Genomic DNA, 20,337 nt, shown 5'->3' with positions numbered 1-20,337 from the left:
AGGCCGCGGGGATTTTTTTATGCGTGGAAAATGAAAAGCGGTGGCTGAAGCTTATGCTTACAAAAATGCCCTGCCGCGCCTCGCGCTACAGGGCATTAAAACTTTGTATGGCGAGCGAACTAGCCGCAGATCGCTTCCAGCGCCTCTATCAGGCTATCCATCTCATCGTCAGTGCCGATGGTAATGCGCAGGAAGTTATTAAGCTCAGAGGTATTGAAGTGGCGTACAAGAATGCCGCGCTCGCGAAGGCCCGCAAACAGTTGAGCGCCTGCATGCTCAGGATGCTGGGCAAGCACAAAATTGGCCTTGGAGGGTAATACCTCAAATCCTAATGCTTCAAGACGCTGACGGGTGCGTTCACGGGTTGTAATCACGCGCTCCCGGCTTGCGTCAAAGTGCGCTTTATCGTCAAGTGCAGCAATACCTACAAGGCTTGCCAGGCTATCTACCGGGTAGGAGTTAAACGAGTCCTTAACGCGGTGCAGGCCATCAATCAACTCCACTGAGCCAATGGCGTAGCCTAAGCGTAAGCCGGCCAGGCTGCGTGATTTTGAGAACGTGCCCGTCACCAGTAAATTCGGATAGCGATCAATTAATGCAATCGCGCTTTCGGCGCCAAAGTCGACATACGCTTCATCAACTAATACAACGCGATCCGTTACCCGCTTGAGTAGTGTTTCAATATCCTCAAGCGAATGCGCATGTCCGGTAGGCGCATTCGGGTTGGCAAAAATCACTCCGCTACGTGCCGACGCGGTTCCCAGCGCCTCCAGATCAACTTCCCACTGCTCATTGAGTGGATGAGTGCGTAGCTCAACGTTATACAGGTTGGCGTATACCGGATAAAAGCTATAGGTAATCGACGGGGCATCAAGCGGTGTGCCGTGACAGAAGAAGGCTTGAAAAGCCAACGCTAGCACCTCATCTGAACCATTGCCCACAAATACCTGCTGGCTTTCAACGCCATACGTTTCAGCAAGCTTTGAACGCAGTGCGGCAGACGTTGGGTCGGGATAGAGACGCAAATGGTCGGTCGCGTAGTCACGCAGTGCCTGGCCGACGCCCGGCGCTGGCGGGTAAGGGTTTTCATTGGTATTGAGCTTGATAATACGCTCACGCGGCTGCTCCCCGGGTATATAAGGGGTTAGCGCTTTAACAGCGGGACTCCAGTATTGGCTCATGTGGGTAACCTGATTATCCTTGCATAATAGGCCATGGTCGCTTGATGCTCGCTTAAGCGCAAGCATTCCCCTTGCAATCAGGGGTGTGCGTTGCACCTTGTAACGGTTATGCTGTCATAATCGCGCGAAAGAAATGTATGACCAACACGATAAGGAGACACCCCATGCAATTCAGGAGTTTGCTAGCCGGTTCGGCTATGTTGGCATTGTTGGCAGGCTGTGCGACCGGCGGCCCTTCGGCCCAGGAAAGTGACGCAGGCGTTAGCGCGTCACAACAGCGCTACCAAGGCACACTGCCTTGCCGTAACTGTGATGGTATTGATCTGGACGTTACCATGGTGGGCGAAGAAACAAGCACACCTGATGAGCGTACTTTCACACTGGATGCGACGTATCGCAACCACCCTCAAACGCCTCCGCCTGAAAACTACGCAGGTAACTGGGAAGTGTTGAGCGGCACGCCGTCTGATCCCGATGCCTCTGTTTACGAGTTGACGCCCAGTGGCGACGGCCAAATTTACTACTTTCAACGTATTGATGAACGTACGCTGGAGCTAATTGATCCAGAGCGTCGTCGCTTTGAAAATGGCGAAATGTTGCAGCTACAGCGTCAGTAAGTAAGCAGTAACATCCTAAGGCGGCCATTGGCCGCCTTTTGTATTTTATAGCCTGGTAATAGTGACAAAGAGTTAATATCAACGGGAGTATCAGTGCGGTGGCTAAAGCCAAAAGTGCCTTTGTATGTACCGAGTGCGGCGCGGAGTATCGCAAGTGGCAGGGCCAGTGCTCCAGTTGTAACGAGTGGAATACGCTGAGCGAGATTCGCTTGGCCAGTGCGCGGCCCGGAAGCGGAAGCAGTGGGTCAGGTCGGGGAGGTTATGCGGGTGACCTCTCCCGGGATGTGGTTGATTTAAGCAACGTCGACCTAAGTGAAGTGCCGCGGCTAAGCTCCACCTTTAATGAGTTTGACCGTGTGTTGGGCGGTGGCTTGGTGCCGGGTTCTGCGGTACTGCTTGGGGGCAACCCTGGTGCGGGCAAGTCCACGCTACTGCTGCAAACGGCCTGTAAGCTGGCCCAGCAGCGGCGCATTTTGTATGTCACCGGTGAAGAGTCATTGTCTCAGGTCGCCATGCGCGCCCATCGCCTGCAGCTGCCTACCAACGGCTTGAAAATGCTTGCGGAAACCAGCGTTGAGACTATCCTGGCCGTGGCTGAGCGTGAGAAGCCTGAAATATTGGTGATCGACTCTATCCAAACCATGCATCTGGAGGATATTAGCTCGGCGCCGGGCGGGGTGGCCCAGGTACGTGAGTCCGCCGCTGCGCTTACCCGCTTTGCCAAGCAAACCAATACGGTGCTGTTACTGGTGGGCCATGTCACCAAAGATGGCACACTGGCAGGCCCCAAGGTACTGGAACATATGATCGATGCGTCGCTTTTGCTGGAAGGTGGCGCCGATTCCCGCTTTAGAACCCTGCGCGGTCAGAAAAACCGCTTTGGTGCGGTGAATGAGCTGGGCGTCTTCGCCATGCTGGAGCAAGGCTTAAAAGAGGTTAAAAACCCCAGTGCCATTTTTCTCTCGCGCCAGGAAGAGCAGGCGCCGGGCAGCCTTGTCATGGTGGTGTGGGAAGGCACTCGCCCTATTCTTGTCGAAGTACAGGCGCTGGTTGATGAATCCGCCTTGGGGAACCCACGCCGTGTGGCCGTTGGGGTAGACCAAAACCGTTTAGCCATGCTGCTGGCCGTGCTTAACCGTCATGGCGGCCTTTTTACCGGCGACCAGGATGTTTTCCTGAACGTGGTGGGCGGGGTAAAAGTATTGGAGACCAGTGCGGACCTGGCCGTACTGCTCGCGGTCGTCTCCAGTCTACAAAACCGCGCGTTACCCAAGGAGCTGGTAGTGTTTGGCGAAGTGGGGCTTTCTGGTGAAATACGCCCGGTACCCAGTGGGCAGGAGCGTATTGCCGAGGCCGCCAAACACGGTTTTTTACGTGCGATTGTGCCTCGTGCGAATGCACCCAAGCAGTCACCCAAGGGGATGGAAGTCATTGCCGTCGATAAGCTTAGCGACGCGCTAGAGGCGCTTTAAGTAGGCTACGCTATAAGAATTGTTATTAAGGCTGTTATAACAACTGTTCTAAAAACATGCAGTGCCAAGGAGAGACACAATGAGTTCAATTCGCCTAACCCAATACAGTCATGGCGCAGGCTGTGGCTGTAAAATAGCTCCGGATGTACTGGACAGTATTCTCGCCAAAGCGGGGCCGTTAGCCGGGCATAAGCAGCTCATTGTGGGCAATCAAGGGCGCGAAGATGCCGCTGTCTACGACTTGGGCGATGGGCGAGGCATGATTGCCACTACGGACTTCTTTATGCCGATTGTCGATGACCCGTTTGATTTTGGGCGAATTGCTGCCACGAACGCCATCAGTGATATTTACGCCATGGGCGGTACGCCGGTCATGGCGCTGAGTATTCTCGGCTGGCCATTAGACAAGTTGAGCCCGGAGATTGCCGGTGATGTCATTGCCGGCGCCCAGGGCATTTGCCGTGAGCTGGGTGTCGCCTTGGCGGGTGGCCACTCGATTGATGCACCTGAACCCATTTTTGGCTTAGCGGTAAATGGGCTGGTCGATCTAGACAAGCTAAAGCTCAATAGCCGCGCTAAGCCGGGTGATCTGCTGTTTTTGACCAAGCCGTTAGGCGTTGGGCTGCTGACCACCGCAGAGAAGCAAGGCCTGCTGGAAGCAGGGCATCACGGGTTGGCTCGAGAAACCATGCTTAAATCCAACCGTATCGGCGTCAAGCTGGCTGATGTAAAAGGCCTTAATGCCATGACCGACGTTACCGGGTTTGGCTTAGCGGGGCATTTGTCGGAAATATGCAGCGCAAGCAACGTCATGGCCCAGATAGATTTTCGCCGCCTACCTCGGCTGGCTCAGGCAGAAACCTATCGTCGTCAAGGGGCCGTTCCCGGCGGCACACGGCGCAACCGCGATGCCTTAGGTAAAAGCTTGCCTGATATGGATGAAGCTCACTGGCAGTGGCTATGCGACCCGCAAACGTCAGGCGGTTTACTGCTAAGTGTCGACCCCGCTTGGCAAGATGATGTTGAACGCATTGGCCGCGAGTTCGGCTTATCGCTTCAGCCGTTTGGCGTCATGAAAGCCCGTGAGAGCGAGGCGCTGATCGAGGTGGTGGGATAGTGCTTGAGAGAGCGCTTGAAACAGTACCTGAAACAGTGCCTAAGAATGAGCTTGAAACGATACCTGCATCGTTACATTTGATCAGCGAAGCGCGACCCCTGATTGATTTGCGTGCCCCGGTAGAGTTCGCCCAGGGAGCGCTGCCGGGGGCGGTGAATCTTCCTTTAATGGTTGATGAGGAGCGCCGTCAGGTGGGTATCGCCTATAAGCAGCAAGGTCAACATGCCGCTATCGCGTTGGGCGAGCGGTTGGTTAGTGGTGATATCAAGCAGGCTCGGGTAGCCGCATGGCAGGCTTGTTTGGCCGAGCACCCGGATGCGATTATTTATTGCTTTCGCGGAGGGTTACGCTCGCAAATTGCCCAGCAGTGGCTTAACGAGGTGGGCATTGCTAAACCGCGTATTCGCGGCGGCTGGAAAGCCATGCGCCACGCGCTTTGCCAGCGCATAGACGTAGCGGCCGAACAGCCCATGCTGATAATTGCCGGGTTAACCGGATGCGCTAAAACCACGTTGATCAATCGGCTGGATAACGGGGTTGATCTTGAGGCTTGCGCTCATCATAAAGGTTCTGCCTTTGGTCGCAGGCCCGAAGCCCCTGCCACACAGATTGATTTTGAACATGCGCTGGCAGCGCGGCTACTGGCCCTGCCGGGAAAGCTGGTCATTGAAGACGAGTCTCGCCAGATCGGGAACGCCAATATACCGCTCACCTTCTGGCACGCCCTACAAAAGGCACCGCGTGTGCGCATTGAAATGCCGCTCGATTGGCGACTTGATCAACTCCTGAACGACTACGTTATTGAGCTGGAAAAGGAGTACACCGCACACTTCGGGGCGCAGCAGGGCTGGGAATTAATGCAACGCCAGTTGGGCAACGCATTAATCCGTCTTGAAAAGCGCTTGGGTAACGCGCGCTTACAGCGTATGCAACGCTTACAGGCACTGGCTTTTAAGGCCCATGGCGAAGGCAACCCCCAGGCGCATGAAGCATGGCTTGCACCACTTCTCACTGAATATTACGACCCGCTTTACCGCTACCATCTCGAAAAACAGCGCGCGACAGCGGTGCCAGAACTTCACGTGGGGGATTGGGACAGCTGTTGGGAAGCCGCTAAGCAGTGGAGCGCCTAGCGGCTATCTTTCGGCGTGGTTAGCTCACTCTAAGCCATTGAGTCATGACGCGATCAAGCAGAGGTGCCAGCCGATGAAAGCGCGTTGCGTCTTCAAGGATCTGACTACTTTCCAGGCGAAAGCGGTCTGCCGCGGAAGAGGTAGGCGTAGTGGGCTCGGCATGCTCAAGGCGCTTTTTCACATTGGCAAGCGTTACCTCAAAGAGGCAAAGCAAACCGATGACGCGGCCACTGTCCCAGCTAAAGCCTTGCAGCGGTGCCGCCGTACTGCCGCCCAACGGCAGTGCATTATCGGGCAAGCTAAATACATAACGATGCCACATAAAAGCGTCAAACTGCTCGGGTAAGTCAAACGGGCTTTCTGGGGCCAGCGATACGGTATGCCAACCTCTTTCGGGATACGTACCTGGAGCGATGATTGCCTCAAGTGCCTGAGCGATCCACAGGGCCCCCAGGCCAATGCCCATCAGGGGCTTTTGACCATCCAGATAACGGTTAATCAATTTGTTTTCGGCTTTAAACCAGGCTGGCGGCTGATCTATAAACGTTTCAGAGCCATCCAGCACGATTAACGCATCGCTTTCTGCCGGACGAGGCGTTAACTCGCCGGCATAAAGATGAAAAATGGTGTAACTATGTCCCATACTGCTTAACCAGTCCGTTAAGCGGGCGGGAGCATGATCAGCGCCGTGCTGAAGCAAATGAATATGCATGGTAATCTCCTCGCCGGCCGTACACAGTAAAGGCTGTCAGTGTTAATGACAGCGCGAGTTCGACCATAACGTATTGCCCCCATTTCACCAATATCACGCGTTAGGAAATCAGTATGGCGTCCAAGCCCCCAGGATTTTATCAGCAGTTGCAACTGCTTCCGCTACCGGCTCAGCAAGCGTTTATGGCTGCATTATGTGAGCGCCTGCTGCCTAATTATGCCCTGTACGAGCAGACCACTGGCCAAGGGGATATTCACACGCTGCGTACCGTAATTAGCCTGGTTTGGGAGCGCTTAAGCGTGCCCAACGCGAGCATTGATTTTGCGCGTCAGGCGGAAAAATTGGCGGAGTGCGAGCCGCCTGCTGACGATGAAAGCTTTGGTGCGCGTCGTGCGCTGGACGCGGTGGTTTCCCTGTCGGCGTTGTTGGACACACTGCAAGGCGACTCTCCCGAAGCCGTGCTGGATGTGAGCCGTACGTCACGTGCCGGGGTACGTGCCTTTATCGAACTTACTGAAGGCGAAGAGGATGCCCAAAAGCTTGCTTTACTGATTCGGGACCATCCGTTAATGGCCGACGAAAATGATTTTCAGGACGCGGTTTTGGAAGCGGTCAGTGAACCGCTAAACAAAGCCGCGCTTAAGGAAATACGCACGCTAGGGCGTAACGGCGGTATCAGTAATCTGGGCCTTAGCCTTGAGGAAGATGATGAGTGAGGCTTGGCCTGCCTAAAAGCGCAGGCCTGCGGTTACCATCATGCCAGCGGTGCCGAAAATGATGAGGTCAGACTCAAAGCGCCCCCACTGCATACCAATGCTGGGCAGCAGGGCGGGTGCGGTTTCAAGGTGGTTGAGAGGGATTTTGTCCCGATACTCACCTTTATAGCCATGTAGGAGCCCACCGGTGAGTTTGGCCCTGACGTTAATCTCTTTGAACTGCCAAAGGGGGAATTCACGCCCGGCATAAACGTACCAGGTGGGCTGATTATACGAGTTTTTAAACCACGCCGTACCTGCCAGCCAACGCTCCGGGTTATGTAACTCAATGCCGATCAAATTCTGCTGATTGTTATGATCTGGCTGTGGATCAAAGTGGCGGGTTAACAGGCTGGTTTGCACCAGCGTATGGTCCAGCTCAAGCGTCGGAGGCCAGTCCGGTAAGGTGAAGGCTGAGGCAGATGCGCTCAGCCATAAACCAGTTAGCCCTCCCAACCATGGGAAACAACGGGGCATGTAATACTCCTAAAAAGGGACTGGGCAACAAAAATGTTACAGACGCATCTCGATACCGCGTTCTGCCATATAGCGCTTTGCTTCAGGGATCGTATGCTCTCCAAAGTGGAAAATACTGGCGGCCAGCACCGCATCCGCACCACCTTTCAATACGCCGTCCACCAGGTGATCCAGATTGCCCACGCCGCCAGATGCAATCACTGGCACGCTCACGGCTTCTGAAATCGCGTGGGTCACGCCAAGGTCAAAGCCGATTTTGGTGCCATCACGGTCCATGCTAGTGAGCAGCAGCTCGCCCGCGCCAAACTCGACCATTTTTTTGGCCCACTCCACCGCATCAAGCCCGGTTGGGCGGCGGCCGCCATGCGTGAAAATCTCCCAGCGCGGCGGCTCGCCTTCATTGGAGACGCGCTTGGCATCAATCGCCACTACGATGCACTGGCTGCCAAAGCGTTCCGCAGCTTCGCGAACAAATTCAGGATTCGTAACGGCGGCGGTGTTGATCGACACTTTATCCGCGCCTGCATTCAGCATTGTACGAATATCGTCACAGCTGCGAATACCGCCACCCACCGTCAGCGGAATAAACACTTCCCCTGCGATGCGTTCGACCATTTCGACAGTAGTGTCGCGGCCTTCGTGGCTAGCGGTAATATCCAGAAAGGTAATTTCATCGGCACCCTGCTGGTTATAGCGCTGGGCAATCTCGACCGGGTCGCCTGCATCACGAATGCCGACAAAGTTGACGCCTTTCACCACTCGCCCAGCATCAACGTCCAGGCAGGGAATTATACGCTTGGATAAGCTCACTCACCGCCTCCTGTTAGCTGGTCGCTAAGACGTTGTGCTTCAGCCACATCCAGACTGCCTTCGTAAATGGCACGACCGGTAATGGCGCCTAAAATACCGCTATCGGCGACATCGCATAGCGCTTTAATGTCATCCAGGTTGGTCACGCCCCCAGAGGCGATGACCGGCAAGCCGCCTTCGCGAGCCAACTGAGCCGTTGCTTCAACGTTAACGCCTTGCATCATGCCGTCACGGGCAATGTCGGTATAGACGATGCTGGAGACGCCGTCATCAGCAAACTGTTTTGCCAGGTCGACGGCTTTAACGCTTGAAACTTCTGCCCAGCCGTCGGTGGCCACGAAGCCGTCTTTAGCGTCCAAGCCAACAATCACGCGACCAGGAAAAGCGCGGCACATTTCACCCACAAACGCGGGCTCTTTAACCGCCTTGGTGCCGATAATCACGTAGGATACGCCTGCATTCAGGTAGTGCTCAATGGTTTCAGCAGTACGAATGCCGCCACCAATTTGAATGGGCAGGTTGGGGTAGGCACGTGCGATGGCTGTCACGGCGTCGCCATTGACCGGCTTACCTTCAAACGCACCGTTCAAATCGACCAGATGAAGGCGTCGCGCGCCAGCTTCTACCCAGCGCGCGGCCATAGCGACCGGGTCATCGCCGTAAGAGGTTGCATCATCCATACGCCCCTGTTTCAACCGCACACACTGGCCGTCTTTGAGATCAATCGCAGGAATTACCAACATAACTAAACCTCTTAGGGTGTCCAGGTGACAAAGTTTTCGAGTAGGCGTAGGCCTGCTCGGGAGCTTTTTTCCGGGTGGAACTGTACGGCAAAGGTGGCATCGCGGCCAATCGCCACGTGGGCACTGACATCGCCATAATGCGTGGTGCCAAAAACCTGGGCATCGTCGGCAGCATTCACGTAATAACTGTGCACAAAGTAGAAGTGCTCGTTGTTATCAATGCCTGCCCATAGCGGATGGTCATGGCTTTGTTCCACCAGGTTCCAGCCCATATGTGGCACTTTTAAACGCTGTTCGTGCGCGTCGCGCATCGTGGTCGGAAAGCGATCCACGCTGCCCTTGAAGAAGCCCAGACAGTCGACGCCGCCGTTCTCTTCGCTTCGCTCCATTAACATTTGCTGGCCCACGCAAATGCCCAGCAACGGTTTCGCCTGACGCGTTAGCACATCATCAACCAAGCCACGCAGCTCCGTGCGTTCAAGCTCACTCACACAGTCGCGAATAGCACCCTGGCCTGGCAGTACCAGGCGGGTGGCGCCTAAAATGCGCCGCGAATCACGGGTGATAATGACGTTCTCGTGCGTTACATGCTCAAGCGCCTTCGCGACAGAATGTAGATTACCCATCCCGTAGTCGATTACCGCAATAGTCATGAAGCGCTCCTTGATCGAGTGAACGAACGGTTACCTGAGCTGTTTACTGTACTGATATATGCACTGATATAGGTACGACAGCCCGCCATTACAGGCTCCCTTTGGTGGAAGGCATCTGCCCCGCCATGCGTGGATCTTCTGCCACCGCCATGCGTAGGGCGCGTCCAAAGGCTTTAAAAATTGTTTCGGCCTGGTGGTGAGCGTTAAAGCCTTTCATGTTGTCAATATGCAGCGTGACGCGCGCATGATTAACGAACCCTTGAAAAAACTCCCAGAACAGCTGGGTATCAAGACGGCCTATGGTGGCGCGCGTAAATTCGACATCCATATAAAGGCCGGGCCGACCAGAGAAGTCGATCACCACGCGGGAGAGTGCTTCATCCAGCGGCACATACGCATGGCCATAGCGATAAATGCCGCGCTTGTCGCCAATTGCTTCATTAAACGCCTGGCCTAGAGTAATGCCCAGGTCTTCAACGGTATGGTGTTCATCAATATGCAAATCGCCTTTGGCGAGGATATCAAGGTCTATCATCCCGTGGCGTGCAACCTGATCAAGCATATGATCCAGAAAGGGAACGCCCGTCTCGCAGCGAAGGTGGCCTTCGCCATCCAGATTGACGCTGACGGTGATCTGGGTTTCATTGGTATCACGGCTAACCGTGGCAATACGCGCTGCCATGTTGCATCTCCTGCGCTCTAGCGCATTCTGAAGGGAAGGCGATGGGTCGCACTGTTTCATCGCTCTGTTATTAGGACATATATCTGCGGCAAAGCGAACATTATAGAGAATCGGCGCCCCCATCCGCTACAATGCGCGCAATGTAGCCGCCCTTTTAGGCATTAAAAATGGCAGTTTTGCTGCTTTGGCGAAGAGGAGTTCATCATGCCGGTGACACTGGAGCGCGTCGACCAAGCCTGTTGGGAGAACGATGAACAAGTGCGTCTCGATTTGATGCGCATTTATGAGGATGCACCGAAAGAGCGAGTGCCTGCTCAAGCGGTCCTGCCTTTTATAGAGCAACATCTAAAAGCGAAGCACTTTTTTGCCTGCGCACACTTTAATGATCGATTGTTGGGAGCGGTGGCTATTCAAGAAGGACAAGACCGGGCATGGTGGCTTTCAGAGCTCTGTGTACGCAAAACCACACGCCGCCGCGGCGTTGGCTCGCGGCTAATGGCGCTGCTGGGTGAACAGGCCAAGCAAGAGGGGCGTAAACTGCGTATTGACATCTCATCGCTACCGTTGGCCGACCAGGTGCTGCTCTCCAAGCTTGGCTATCGCCCTGGCACCAGTGCCGAAAGACCCACATCGGATCAACCTCTTACCAGCAATTTTGTTGAGTTAGACCCACAAGGGAAAGGGTAATGAAACAGTTATTACGTATTTTGCTGGCTGCTGTCGGCATTCTCGCCATTGTAGGGGTGGCGGCGGTGGTTTATGTGACCACCTTTCTTGACCCCGAAGATTTCAAGCCACGCCTGACGTCCGTTGTGGAAGAGCATACGGGGCTGCACCTGGCGCTTGATGGGCCGATCACATGGTCTTTCTATCCACGCATTGGGGTAAGCGTTGAGCAAGCGCGTGCCTGGCTGCCCGAGCAATCGGAAGAAGATACATCGTTTGCTTCTATACAGCGCGCCGAGGTCAGCGTCGCTTTTGCGCCATTATTGCGCGGCGAAATTGCAGTTGACGGCTTAACGCTGGACGGCATGCGCCTAAACCTTGAGCGGGACGAGGCAGGTGAAGGCAACTGGGAGCCGCTGGTCGAGCGTTTGGCTGAAGGTAGCGATGAAAAAGCACAAACTGTGCTGGCGCCAGCAAGTGCAGGGCCGAATGCCGATGCGGGCAATCTTTCCGTTGTATTGAACATCGCCAGTGTTGAAGTAAAAGACGCCGATATTCGTTTTCGCGATGCGCAAAGCCAAGCGCTGTGGCGCCTGCAGTCGCTGAATGTTTCCGGCAGCAACGTCAATCCGGTAAGTCCTTTCCCTTTAAAAGCCATGTTTACGCTAACCAAACATAATCGTTTGGATGCTGAAGTGCTGGAGCGCACGCCGGATTTAACCACCGATATTGACCTTGAAACACGCATGCGCCTTAAGCTCGCAGAAGACAGCGTGGTACTGGAAAATACCCGTTTAAGTACAAACACACGTTTGCACCCAGACAGTGAGCCCCAGCGGCTTGGTTTAAGGGCGGCTGAAATCGTCGCACGTATGGAAGAGAAGCAGTTAAGTATTACCGAAGGCGTACTAGAAGCAGGCCTGCAGGACCCTGAAAAATGGCAGGGCAGTTTAGCGTTGGCGCTAGCCTTTGGTTTGGAAAGTAACTGGCAGGCGCAAACCGCACAGCTAAAGGAGCTACAGCTGACCGGGCCTGATGGTCTGCGCGTGAGTGGCCACCTGAATGTCGAGCAGATGTTTGATGCTCCTCGATATCGTGGCCAGGTGACCGCCGCGCCTTTTACGCTGCGTCCGTGGTTGACTCGTGCAGGCGTTGAATTGAATACCACTAGCGAGGCAGCGCTTAGCGATATCGCCATGACCAGCCCCATTGAAGGGGATGAGCAGCACGTATCGCTACCTCGGCTATCGCTGGTTGTCGATGACAGCACCTTTACAGGGCAAGTTGCTGCCGCGCTGGATGGGTCGCAGTTAACGTTTGATCTGGAAGGCGATAACCTGAATGTTGATCATTATCTTCCAGGTCCCGCAACGTCTCAGCAGGCCAGTTTAGGCTTATTGCGCAGGGCGTTTGCCCAGAGTGCAGAGACGTTGCTGCCGCAAGCATGGCTCAGTGAGTTGTCAATGGAGGGTGACCTACGTGTCGATACACTTCTGCTGGGAGGTCTTACCTTTAATGACACGCGCTTGCAGCTACAAGGTGAGGAAGGCCTTCAGCAACTGACCGCCTTTGACGCACGCTTTTATGACGGAGAACTTAGTGCTTCAGGCCAGTTGGATGCCCGCGAGCGGGTAATGGAGTGGGCGCTGGTCCCGACCATTAATAATGTGCAAATGGCATCGCTGATTGAAGCGCTCAGTGATGAGGACGAGCCCTCTCCGCTGAGAGGGCGCTTGCATCTGGATGGCGAGCTAACGTCCCGTGGCAATACCCGTGAAGCGTTGGTCAGCAACCTGAATGGACAGTTGGATGGGCGCCTTAATGAAGGTGCGATTTTAGATATTAATATTTCTCAGCAGATGTGTGAACTGGCAGCCCAGGTAGAAGGCGAAGGAACCGTCCACGACTGGCATAACGATACGCGCTTCGAGCGTTTTGATGCGACGTTCCAGATACGTAATGGCGTCATGAGCAGTGACAACCTGAACATCACCCTGCCGGGGATCGAAGTTAACGGAAAGGGCGAGCTGAATTTCAACAGCCTGAACTTTGATACGCGTGCAGATGCACGGTTAGCGAATACCGCCGATGCTGCCTGTGAAGTGAACCCTCGCCTGGAGCAGTTGCCGCTGCCCGTTCGCTGTGAGGGCCACATTGGCGATGTAACCAGCGAATGGTGCCGCATTGATCGAGAGGCTTTTCAGACCGCCGTGGTTAACCTGTTGCGTAACGAAGCTGGAAACCGTGTGACTACGGAACTTGAGGAGCGCGTAGGCGGTTCGTTGGATCAGTTGGATGAGCGCTTGGGTGAAGGCGCCGGCCAAAACCTTCGCGAAGGTATTCGCCGCCTCTTCAACTGAGCATTCCTATAAGTCAGTCTGCGCCGGCTAAATGCCGGCGCTTTTTTATTGGTATACGCTGATTGGCTCATTTAGCCAAAGACGTTACGAACACGCTAGCGAAGGAGTCCCAATGGCTGATATTCCAACCCCAAGGCTTGAAGCAAGCGAGTTTTATCGCCGCCTGCTTACCTGGTTTGACCAGTATGGTCGGCACGACTTGCCTTGGCAGTCGCCCCGTAGCGCTTACCGAGTGTGGGTTTCGGAAATTATGCTTCAGCAGACCCAAGTGGCGACAGTGATCCCTTACTTCGAGCGCTTTATGGCTCGCTTTCCAACGCTTGAGTCGCTCGCTCTCGCTCCTCAGGATGAGGTGTTGCACTTATGGACCGGGCTTGGTTATTACGCCCGGGCGCGCAACCTGCATAAGGCCGCTCAGCTGGCGCTGGAGGCGCACAACGGCGAACTGCCCACTGAAAGTGTCGATGCGCTAGTCGCTTTGCCTGGCATTGGGCGGTCAACGGCAGGCGCAATTATCGCCCAGAGTACCGGCAACCGAGCCGCCATTTTAGATGGCAACGTAAAACGCTCGCTAACGCGATTACACGCTATTCCTGGCTGGCCCGGTAAGCCTGCTGTCGAACGAACGTTGTGGGCGCTGGCCGACTACTACACGCCGTCCACACGCTTGGCGGACTTCACGCAGGCGATGATGGATTTTGGTGCCACCTTATGTAAGCGCAGTAAGCCTGACTGCACATGCTGCCCGTTTAATGATGTATGCCTGGCGTACGCTCAGGGTGAGCCACAGCGCTATCCTGAATCCAAACCCAAAAAAGCGTTGCCCACTCGCTGTACGATTATGCTCCTGCTACGCGATTCCCAAGGGCGCGTCTGGTTGGAGCAGCGCCCGCCTAGCGGTTTGTGGGGCGGGCTATGGAGCTTGCCGCAATTCGACACGCACAGTGAACTGAACGACTGGCTTGAACAACACGTTGTATCGCCTAAACGTGAGACGGCCATGCCAGGCTTCCAGCATACCTTTAGCCATTTTCGCCTTGAGATTACCCCTCAGCCGGTTTCCTGCGATAGGCTGAGTGAGGTAAGAGAGCACGGGGTGTGGTTTGATGTTAACCACCCCCGGGAGCTTGGCTTGGCGGCACCTGTCAAAGCGCTGCTGGGTCAACTGGCATCTTTTACCCTTAACTTAGCGCCCGGGCGTGTATAAGGCCTTGGACGTTACTGTCCACCAAGGAGTTATCAATGAGTAATACGGTTTTTTGTCGTAAGTATCAAAAAGAGCTGCCAGCGCTTCCGTTCCCGCCGCTACCCGGCAAGCAGGGCCAGGAAATCCAAACCACTGTATCCAAGCAGGCGTGGGAAGAGTGGCAGGCGCTGCAGACCCGTTTAATCAACGAAAAGCACCTGAATATGCTCGACCCGGAAGCGCGCGCCTACCTGATGGATCAAATGCAACGCTTCCTGAATAACGAAACCACCGATCAGGCCGAGGGCTATGTGCCGCCTACGCAGGCTTAATCAACGGCTCAAGCAGGCGGAAACCCCACGAATTACGGGTGTTTCAGCCCTACGCCGTTAGTCGTAGAGTTACCCTAAGCGACGGTTAGAAAAGAAAGTTTCACAAAGGTGTTGACGAAAAGCTGAGTTTTTAGTTTAATACGCACCGTTGGCAGCGGCCAGATAGCTCAGTTGGTAGAGCAGGGGATTGAAAATCCCCGTGTCGGCGGTTCGATTCCGTCTCTGGCCACCAAACGTTGGGGTATCGCCAAGTGGTAAGGCACCGGTTTTTGGTATCGGCATTCCCAGGTTCGAATCCTGGTACCCCAGCCATTGCCAACAAGATTTCTTGTTGATTGTAGAGCCTAACAGCGAAGCAATCATTTTCTCAAGAAAATGTGAAGCGCCGACATAGCTCAGTTGGTAGAGCAACTGACTTGTAATCAGTAGGTCCCGGGTTCGACTCCTGGTGTCGGCACCACTAAAAAAGTGGTTAAAAGCAACATGTTAGAGACTTAAAAAGGCTACCTTCAACGGTGGCCTTTTTTGTTTCATTCCCCAAATTCTGCATCTGCGTACCGTAGTGCGTACCGTTTCTCTCAAGACCCATTCTGCCTGCTTTTTTCGTGGCTGCAAACCGTTTCTGAGCGCGCTGATAAGACCGCCTCGCAGTGCGTGCCTTCTGTTCAGTATACCGACCTCGTAGCCCAAAAAGTGACAGTCCCTCTTCCTTGTCCATATGAGAGCTCGGCGGGATGGCACACCAAAAAAAGGGCTGCCAGCGCAGCCCTTATCGGCAGATATTTTCTCGGTCGCCGTTATGCCTAGCCGAGCGCCGCGTCGGCGATTAACCCTTTTTCGTAAGTCTGGATATCTTCTTCGCGCCACCGCGTACAGCGAGCACCCAGATAGATTGGTGAGGGGATCTGACCTTCACGTTTCCAGCGCCAAATGGTCGCCTTTGAAACACCAAACCGAGAGGCCAGGTCCGCAGCTGATAGGTATTTTGCAAGCATGTGTATCTCCACGTCACAGTAAGCTTACCTGTGACTTTAGGAAATTCGGGTGAGCAGCAGTTGCGTCTAATTCCTTGAATACGGGAGTTAGACCTTGTAGGGCATATTCTTGGCAGCCATATTTGGTTTTCCGGTCCGATCCCGACGCTAAAGGGTGGATATATTCTGGCGGCCTAGCGGTTCCTCAAAAAACAACAATTAGTGGCCTGGAGAGGCCTTGCTGGATCTGGTTTCTTTGATAGTTTGGATTTGCCTCGCGTGGGGTAGTTCAAAAAGGATGAAGTTTATGAAATGGCATAGGTGACCTGCTCCCAAATCAATAAAACAGCGTCGTCTCGCTAGTAGGCAATTAACTCGGGGTGTCTCGCGAGCGAAGTAAGTTGATTAGATCATTCGTTTTATAGGTATCTGCATGTTCTGGCCCCAGCACCCGTTGCTGGTACTCAAGCAGTACATCGAAATGTGTCAAGGCCTTAGGGATGTCACCGGATATCGCCAGCAGGCAAGCTATGTGGTTGTGGGTGTTGAGAACATGTGGATGTTCAGCCCCCAGCACCCGTCGCTGGTTCTCAAGTAGTACCTCGAACTGCGTCAGTGCCTGTAGAGTCTCCCCGGATCTCGCCAGCAGGGAAGCTATGTGGTTGTGGGTGTCAAGCACAAGTGGATGATCAGGCCCCAGCACCTGTTGCTGTTTCTCAAGCAGCACCCCAAACTGCTTCAGGGCCTGTGAGGTCTCTCCGGTTCTCGCCAGCAGAGAGGCGAACTGGTTGAGTATATTGAGTATGTGTGGGTGTTCTGGCCCCAGCGCCCGTTGTTGGTCATCTAGCAACGTCTTGAATTGCGTTAGGGCTTGTGGGATCTGCCCGGACTCTTCCAGCAAAGAAGCGATATTGTTACGGGTGTTAAATACATCTAAATGGTCTGGCCCCATTACTCTCTGTCGATCCTGCAGCAGCATCTCGAACTGTTCCAGGGCCTGCTTGATCTCACCTGATTCTCCCAGCAAGAAAGCGATGTTGTTGCGGGTGATGAACGCATCTGGATGGTCTAGCCCCAGTATCTGTTGCTGGTCCCCCAGCAGCGCCTCGAACTCTATCATCGCCTGAGCGATCTGCCCGGACTCCCCTAATAAAGAAGCGATATTATTGCGGGTGACGAGCACACCTGGATGGTTCAGTCCCAGTGCCTGCTCTTGGTCTTCCTGCACCTCCTTGAGCTGTGTTAAGGCTAGTGAGGTCTGTCCGGATTCTGCCATCCAATGTGCGATGTTGTTGCGGGTGAGAAATACGTCTGGGTGGTCTAGTCCCAACATCTGTTGCTGGTACTTCAACAGTCCCTCTGAGATTTTCAGGGCTTGTGAGATCTGTTTGGACTCTCCCAGCCAGTACGCGATGTTGCAGCGGGTGATGAGCACATGGGGATGGTTGGGTTCCAGCACCCGTTCGCGGTCTTTTAGCAACGCGTCGAACCGGACCAAAGCCTGTTTGATCTGTCCGGATTCTCCCAGCAAAGAAGCGATGTTGTTGCGGGTAGTGAGCACGTCTGTATGGTCGGGTCCAAGCACCTGCTCCCGCTCCTCTAGCAGCGTCTCTAACTGTACTAGGGCCTGCGAGATTTTTCCGGACTTAGCCAAGCACTGAGCTACCTTGCCACGAGTGTGGAATACGTCTGGGTGTTGGGAGCCCAACACCCTTTGCTGGTCATCCAGTAGTGCCTCGAACCGTATCAAAGCCTGTTTGATCTGTCCGGATTCTCCCAGCAAAGAAGCGATGTTGTTGCGGGTAGTGAGCACTTCAGGATGATCGGGTCCCAGCACCAGCGTCCGAGCTTCTAGCAACGTCTCTAACAGTTCCAATGCCTGTGAGAAATGCCCTCGCTCTCCCAGCAAGGCAGCTATGTTGTTGCGGGTGGCGAGCAAGTCAGGATGGTCTGATCCCAACACCCTTCGCTGATCCTGCAGCAGACCTTTAAACTTTTTGAGGGCCTGCGAGATCTGTCCGGATTCACCCAGCCAGGTAGCGATAGCGCTGCGAGTACCGAGCACTTCTGGATGGTCAGGTCCCAGCAACTGTTGTTGGTCCTTTAGGAGCGACTTGAACTGCGTAAGCGCCTGTGAAATCTGTCCAGATTGTGCCATACGAAACGCTATGTTGCCGCGTGTGACGAGCAAGCCAGGATGGTCTGGCTTCAGTAACCGTTGCTGGTCCATCAGTAACGCTTTGAACTGTATCAAGCTTTGTGATAACTGGCCGGATTCTGCCATCCAAAATGCTATGTTATTGCGGGTGATTATCACAGATGAATGGTCTGGTCCCAGCAATCTTTCCTGGTCCTTCATCAATGCTTCGAACTGTTTCAACGATTGTGAGATCTGTCCAGACTTAGCCAGCCAAAAAGCGATGTTGTTGCGGGTAGTTAGTACATCTGGATGGTCAGGTCCTAGCACTCGTTCGCGATCTTTCAGCAGTGCCTCGAAAAATAACAGAGCCTGTTTAGTTTGTCCGGATTTACCCAGTAAACAAGCGATGTTGTTACGAGTGGCGAGCACGTCTGGATGATCTGGTCCAAGCACTAGTTGCTGGTCCTTCAACAATACATTGAACTTTGCCAGAGCCAGAGATATCTGGCCCGAATCTGCAAGCGCTGAAAAAAAATCATGACGCGCGATGAACAACTCGACGTTATTTTGACTAATCGAAAATAACTCAATGAACTTCCCTAGCTCAATGAGTGTCGGTAGCTCTCGTGGGAAAACTCGGAGTGACTGCTGTAGACAGCGAATGGCTCGCAAAGCATCTAGATCATTGGTTTTGCGTTCTTTATATAGTGCCAGTATCAGCCAAGCGCAATGTTGGTCTTCCGCATTGAATTCCGCCAGATCACGCTTTGTGACTTCTGCAGCGAGCTGTGCCAGGAACTCATAAATCTGTATCTCAAAGAAGTATTCCTCAACCGACTGCCTGGCAATTGCAAGTTGATCTGGCTCATTGAAGCGACGCGACCAAGACTCCACGGTTCGCACCCAACCGTGAGGGAGGGAATCCTGATCGAGCGGGTGAACAAAGAGCGCCTCATCAATCATTTTATCGCAGGCCTGAATCACGCTCTGAGTGATAGGGTGATGCCAGTCGGACCCGTTGTCGGGAATAGCCAGAGTAGCCAGGGCCATAACCTGTTGTGCGGCCAACGGCAGTTCGTCCCATAATTCCCGATACAGATCCTCAACGCGACGTGGCAGTGCCTCGATCTCCTCCTCGGATAAGGTCAGGCTACCGTCGGCGAAATGCCGCCGGTATTTCGGTAGCGTGCAAACCAGCTCCAACGGCAGAGGGTTGTTATAGCGAGCGGCCAAGCGTTCCAGCGTTCGTGGCTCGGCGTTGGGATAGTAAGAAAGGACAATATCTGCGAGGGCAGTCTTAGGCAGCGCGGCCAATGAGGCACCAGTGGGAAAGCCCGTAGGTGCGTCTTCATCATGTTGAAGACGAAGAATCCGGGAACGCAATCCCTCCTCGGACAAGAGCGGACCTAATCGATCTCTGGATGCCGCTTCTCCGGGCCAAGTCGTGGTGATCAGCATAACCGCCGAGCGTGCCCGGACAAGGCGCTCCAGCAATTCCTCGAACATGTCCGAAACGCGATGAAGGTCTTCGACGAAGACAATCACCGGCAAGCCGGGCCGCGCAAGGCGGGTAAGCATATCCACTACACTTTCAACTAGGTCGTCGTCTTGTAATTTTTGTAGTGCGCCGCTGGCGGCAACCGCCGAGGCATGTCGGTTAGACTCAGCCACACGATCCACCCCCCATCTGCCTAGCTTGACGACAAGCCCTATGGCGGGTACGGAAGCCTTCGCAACCTCCTCAACAATAAACGCTAGGCCTTCCCCGATCGCTGCTTCAATTACCTCTGACAAAACCGTTCGAGCTTGGCCAATAGTTGGAAAAAGCCCCTTTCTCACAGATTGCAGGGCCGCAGCGGCGGCTTCCAAGTAAATCGCATGTGTCTTTAACTGTTGTAGATCTTCGAGGAGTGTTTGCGACGGGAGCCCGTTGCGGAGATCACATGCCATACCCAGCCACATGAACTCCGGCAGCGATTGGGGTTCTCGGTCGAAATAGCGAGGATCAGGGAACACGCGCTTCCGTCGATCGCCGACCTCGAAGCCATGCACGTCGCTCGCTCCTAGGATTGTTTCGGGCCAGTAGTGGTTCGATTGGCGTGCCGCCAGTCTGGCATAGAACTCTTGCACGACCCTGGTCTTACCCCAGCCGGATGGTGCCTCCAGTGAGACCCAGCGCGGTTCGCCGGTCGAATTCATCTCATCAAGTATATCGACAAGACCATCAACGACGCGATGCCTTGAATCGCCGACAAAAGGTGGTTGGCTGAACGCTTCGGTCATACTTGGGCCGAGCCTCCATACGAAGTGGGCATCAAAAAAACGTT

Annotated in this window: 18 protein-coding genes and 3 tRNA genes; 12 read left to right on the top strand and 9 right to left on the bottom strand. The window is 54.3% G+C overall.

The features are described from left to right. Positions 1–119 precede the first annotated feature (119 nt). Positions 120–1,181 (bottom strand): histidinol-phosphate transaminase, encoded by a 1,062-nt coding sequence (gene hisC, locus FKN99_RS16510; RefSeq protein ID WP_172118887.1) that lies wholly within the window; start codon positions 1,179–1,181, stop codon positions 120–122. A 164-nt stretch (positions 1,182–1,345) separates the two neighbouring features. Here hisC and FKN99_RS16505 point away from each other — a divergent pair, with 164 nt between their 5' ends. From FKN99_RS16505 to mnmH, 4 genes are all read left to right on the top strand, one after another. Further along, a complete protein-coding gene (locus FKN99_RS16505; protein WP_172118886.1) occupies positions 1,346–1,798 on the top strand; it encodes a copper resistance protein NlpE N-terminal domain-containing protein in 453 nt (150 codons plus the stop codon). Positions 1,799–1,896: 98 nt separating this feature from the next. Next, positions 1,897–3,270 (top strand): DNA repair protein RadA, encoded by a 1,374-nt coding sequence (gene radA / locus FKN99_RS16500; RefSeq protein WP_172118885.1) that lies wholly within the window; start codon positions 1,897–1,899, stop codon positions 3,268–3,270. Between the two features lie 79 nt (positions 3,271–3,349). Then, entirely contained in the window at positions 3,350–4,387 is a 1,038-nt protein-coding gene (gene selD / locus FKN99_RS16495; RefSeq protein ID WP_172118884.1) for a selenide, water dikinase SelD, read from the top strand. Continuing rightward, a complete protein-coding gene (gene mnmH / locus FKN99_RS16490) occupies positions 4,387–5,520 on the top strand; it encodes a tRNA 2-selenouridine(34) synthase MnmH (RefSeq protein ID WP_406565438.1) in 1,134 nt (377 codons plus the stop codon). The genes selD and mnmH overlap by 1 nt, the downstream gene beginning before the upstream one ends. A gap of 19 nt (positions 5,521–5,539) precedes the next feature. Here the strand turns inward: mnmH and FKN99_RS16485 are convergent, their stop codons facing one another. Then, complete coding sequence (locus FKN99_RS16485; protein ID WP_172118883.1) at positions 5,540–6,232, bottom strand: type 1 glutamine amidotransferase; 693 nt, start codon at positions 6,230–6,232, stop codon at positions 5,540–5,542. Positions 6,233–6,345: 113 nt separating this feature from the next. On the opposite strand from FKN99_RS16485, the gene FKN99_RS16480 reads away from it, so the two are divergent. Next, positions 6,346–6,948, top strand: coding sequence for a YjaG family protein (locus FKN99_RS16480; protein WP_172118882.1), 603 nt, complete (start codon positions 6,346–6,348; stop codon positions 6,946–6,948). 12 nt (positions 6,949–6,960) lie between these two features. Here FKN99_RS16480 and FKN99_RS16475 read toward each other — a convergent pair whose 3' ends face one another. The 5 genes from FKN99_RS16475 to hisB form a co-directional block, all read right to left on the bottom strand. After that, positions 6,961–7,464, bottom strand: a complete 504-nt coding sequence (locus tag FKN99_RS16475) for a hypothetical protein (protein WP_172118881.1) — start codon at positions 7,462–7,464, stop codon at positions 6,961–6,963. Between the two features lie 36 nt (positions 7,465–7,500). Then, a complete protein-coding gene (gene hisF, locus FKN99_RS16470) occupies positions 7,501–8,274 on the bottom strand; it encodes an imidazole glycerol phosphate synthase subunit HisF (RefSeq protein WP_172118880.1) in 774 nt (257 codons plus the stop codon). After that, positions 8,271–9,017 (bottom strand): 1-(5-phosphoribosyl)-5-[(5-phosphoribosylamino)methylideneamino]imidazole-4-carboxamide isomerase, encoded by a 747-nt coding sequence (gene hisA / locus FKN99_RS16465; RefSeq protein WP_172118879.1) that lies wholly within the window; start codon positions 9,015–9,017, stop codon positions 8,271–8,273. The genes hisF and hisA overlap by 4 nt, the downstream gene beginning before the upstream one ends. 11 nt (positions 9,018–9,028) lie before the next feature. Then, entirely contained in the window at positions 9,029–9,670 is a 642-nt protein-coding gene (gene hisH / locus FKN99_RS16460) for an imidazole glycerol phosphate synthase subunit HisH (protein WP_172118878.1), read from the bottom strand. Positions 9,671–9,758: 88 nt separating this feature from the next. Then, a complete protein-coding gene (gene hisB / locus FKN99_RS16455) occupies positions 9,759–10,352 on the bottom strand; it encodes an imidazoleglycerol-phosphate dehydratase HisB (protein ID WP_172118877.1) in 594 nt (197 codons plus the stop codon). 204 nt (positions 10,353–10,556) lie between these two features. On the opposite strand from hisB, the gene FKN99_RS16450 reads away from it, so the two are divergent. The 7 genes from FKN99_RS16450 (at position 10,557) to FKN99_RS16420 (ending at position 15,356) form a co-directional block, all read left to right on the top strand. Beyond that, positions 10,557–11,039: an acetyl-CoA sensor PanZ family protein gene (locus FKN99_RS16450; protein WP_172118876.1), complete on the top strand. Its 483-nt coding sequence runs from the start codon at positions 10,557–10,559 to the stop codon at positions 11,037–11,039. After that, a complete protein-coding gene (locus tag FKN99_RS16445) occupies positions 11,039–13,378 on the top strand; it encodes an AsmA family protein (protein ID WP_172118875.1) in 2,340 nt (779 codons plus the stop codon). The genes FKN99_RS16450 and FKN99_RS16445 overlap by 1 nt, the downstream gene beginning before the upstream one ends. Before the next feature lie 112 nt (positions 13,379–13,490). Further along, on the top strand, positions 13,491–14,585 hold the full coding sequence (mutY, locus tag FKN99_RS16440; protein WP_172118874.1) for an A/G-specific adenine glycosylase: 1,095 nt from the start codon (positions 13,491–13,493) through the stop codon (positions 14,583–14,585). Positions 14,586–14,620: 35 nt separating this feature from the next. Next, positions 14,621–14,896 carry an oxidative damage protection protein gene (locus FKN99_RS16435; RefSeq protein WP_172118873.1) on the top strand — a complete coding sequence of 92 codons (276 nt, stop codon included), beginning with the start codon at positions 14,621–14,623 and terminating at the stop codon, positions 14,894–14,896. A 156-nt stretch (positions 14,897–15,052) separates the two neighbouring features. Next, positions 15,053–15,128 (top strand) — tRNA-Phe (locus FKN99_RS16430). A gap of 5 nt (positions 15,129–15,133) precedes the next feature. Beyond that, positions 15,134–15,208, top strand: a tRNA-Gln gene (locus FKN99_RS16425). Positions 15,209–15,280: 72 nt separating this feature from the next. Further along, a tRNA-Thr gene (locus FKN99_RS16420) sits at positions 15,281–15,356 on the top strand. 343 nt (positions 15,357–15,699) lie between these two features. Here the strand turns inward: FKN99_RS16420 and FKN99_RS16415 are convergent. Together FKN99_RS16415 and FKN99_RS16410 are read right to left on the bottom strand one after the other, a co-directional pair. After that, positions 15,700–15,891: a helix-turn-helix transcriptional regulator gene (locus tag FKN99_RS16415; protein WP_172118872.1), complete on the bottom strand. Its 192-nt coding sequence runs from the start codon at positions 15,889–15,891 to the stop codon at positions 15,700–15,702. Positions 15,892–16,240: 349 nt separating this feature from the next. Then, entirely contained in the window at positions 16,241–20,293 is a 4,053-nt protein-coding gene (locus tag FKN99_RS16410; RefSeq protein WP_172118871.1) for a tetratricopeptide repeat protein, read from the bottom strand. Positions 20,294–20,337: the final 44 nt, after the last annotated feature.

This window comes from Halomonas hibernica (assembly GCF_013183775.1).
In the GTDB taxonomy this organism is placed as follows: Bacteria; Pseudomonadota; Gammaproteobacteria; order Pseudomonadales; family Halomonadaceae; genus Vreelandella; species Vreelandella citrativorans.
The sequence above is the reverse complement of the archived record's forward strand: the minus strand, read 5'-3'. Positions and strand labels throughout refer to the sequence as shown.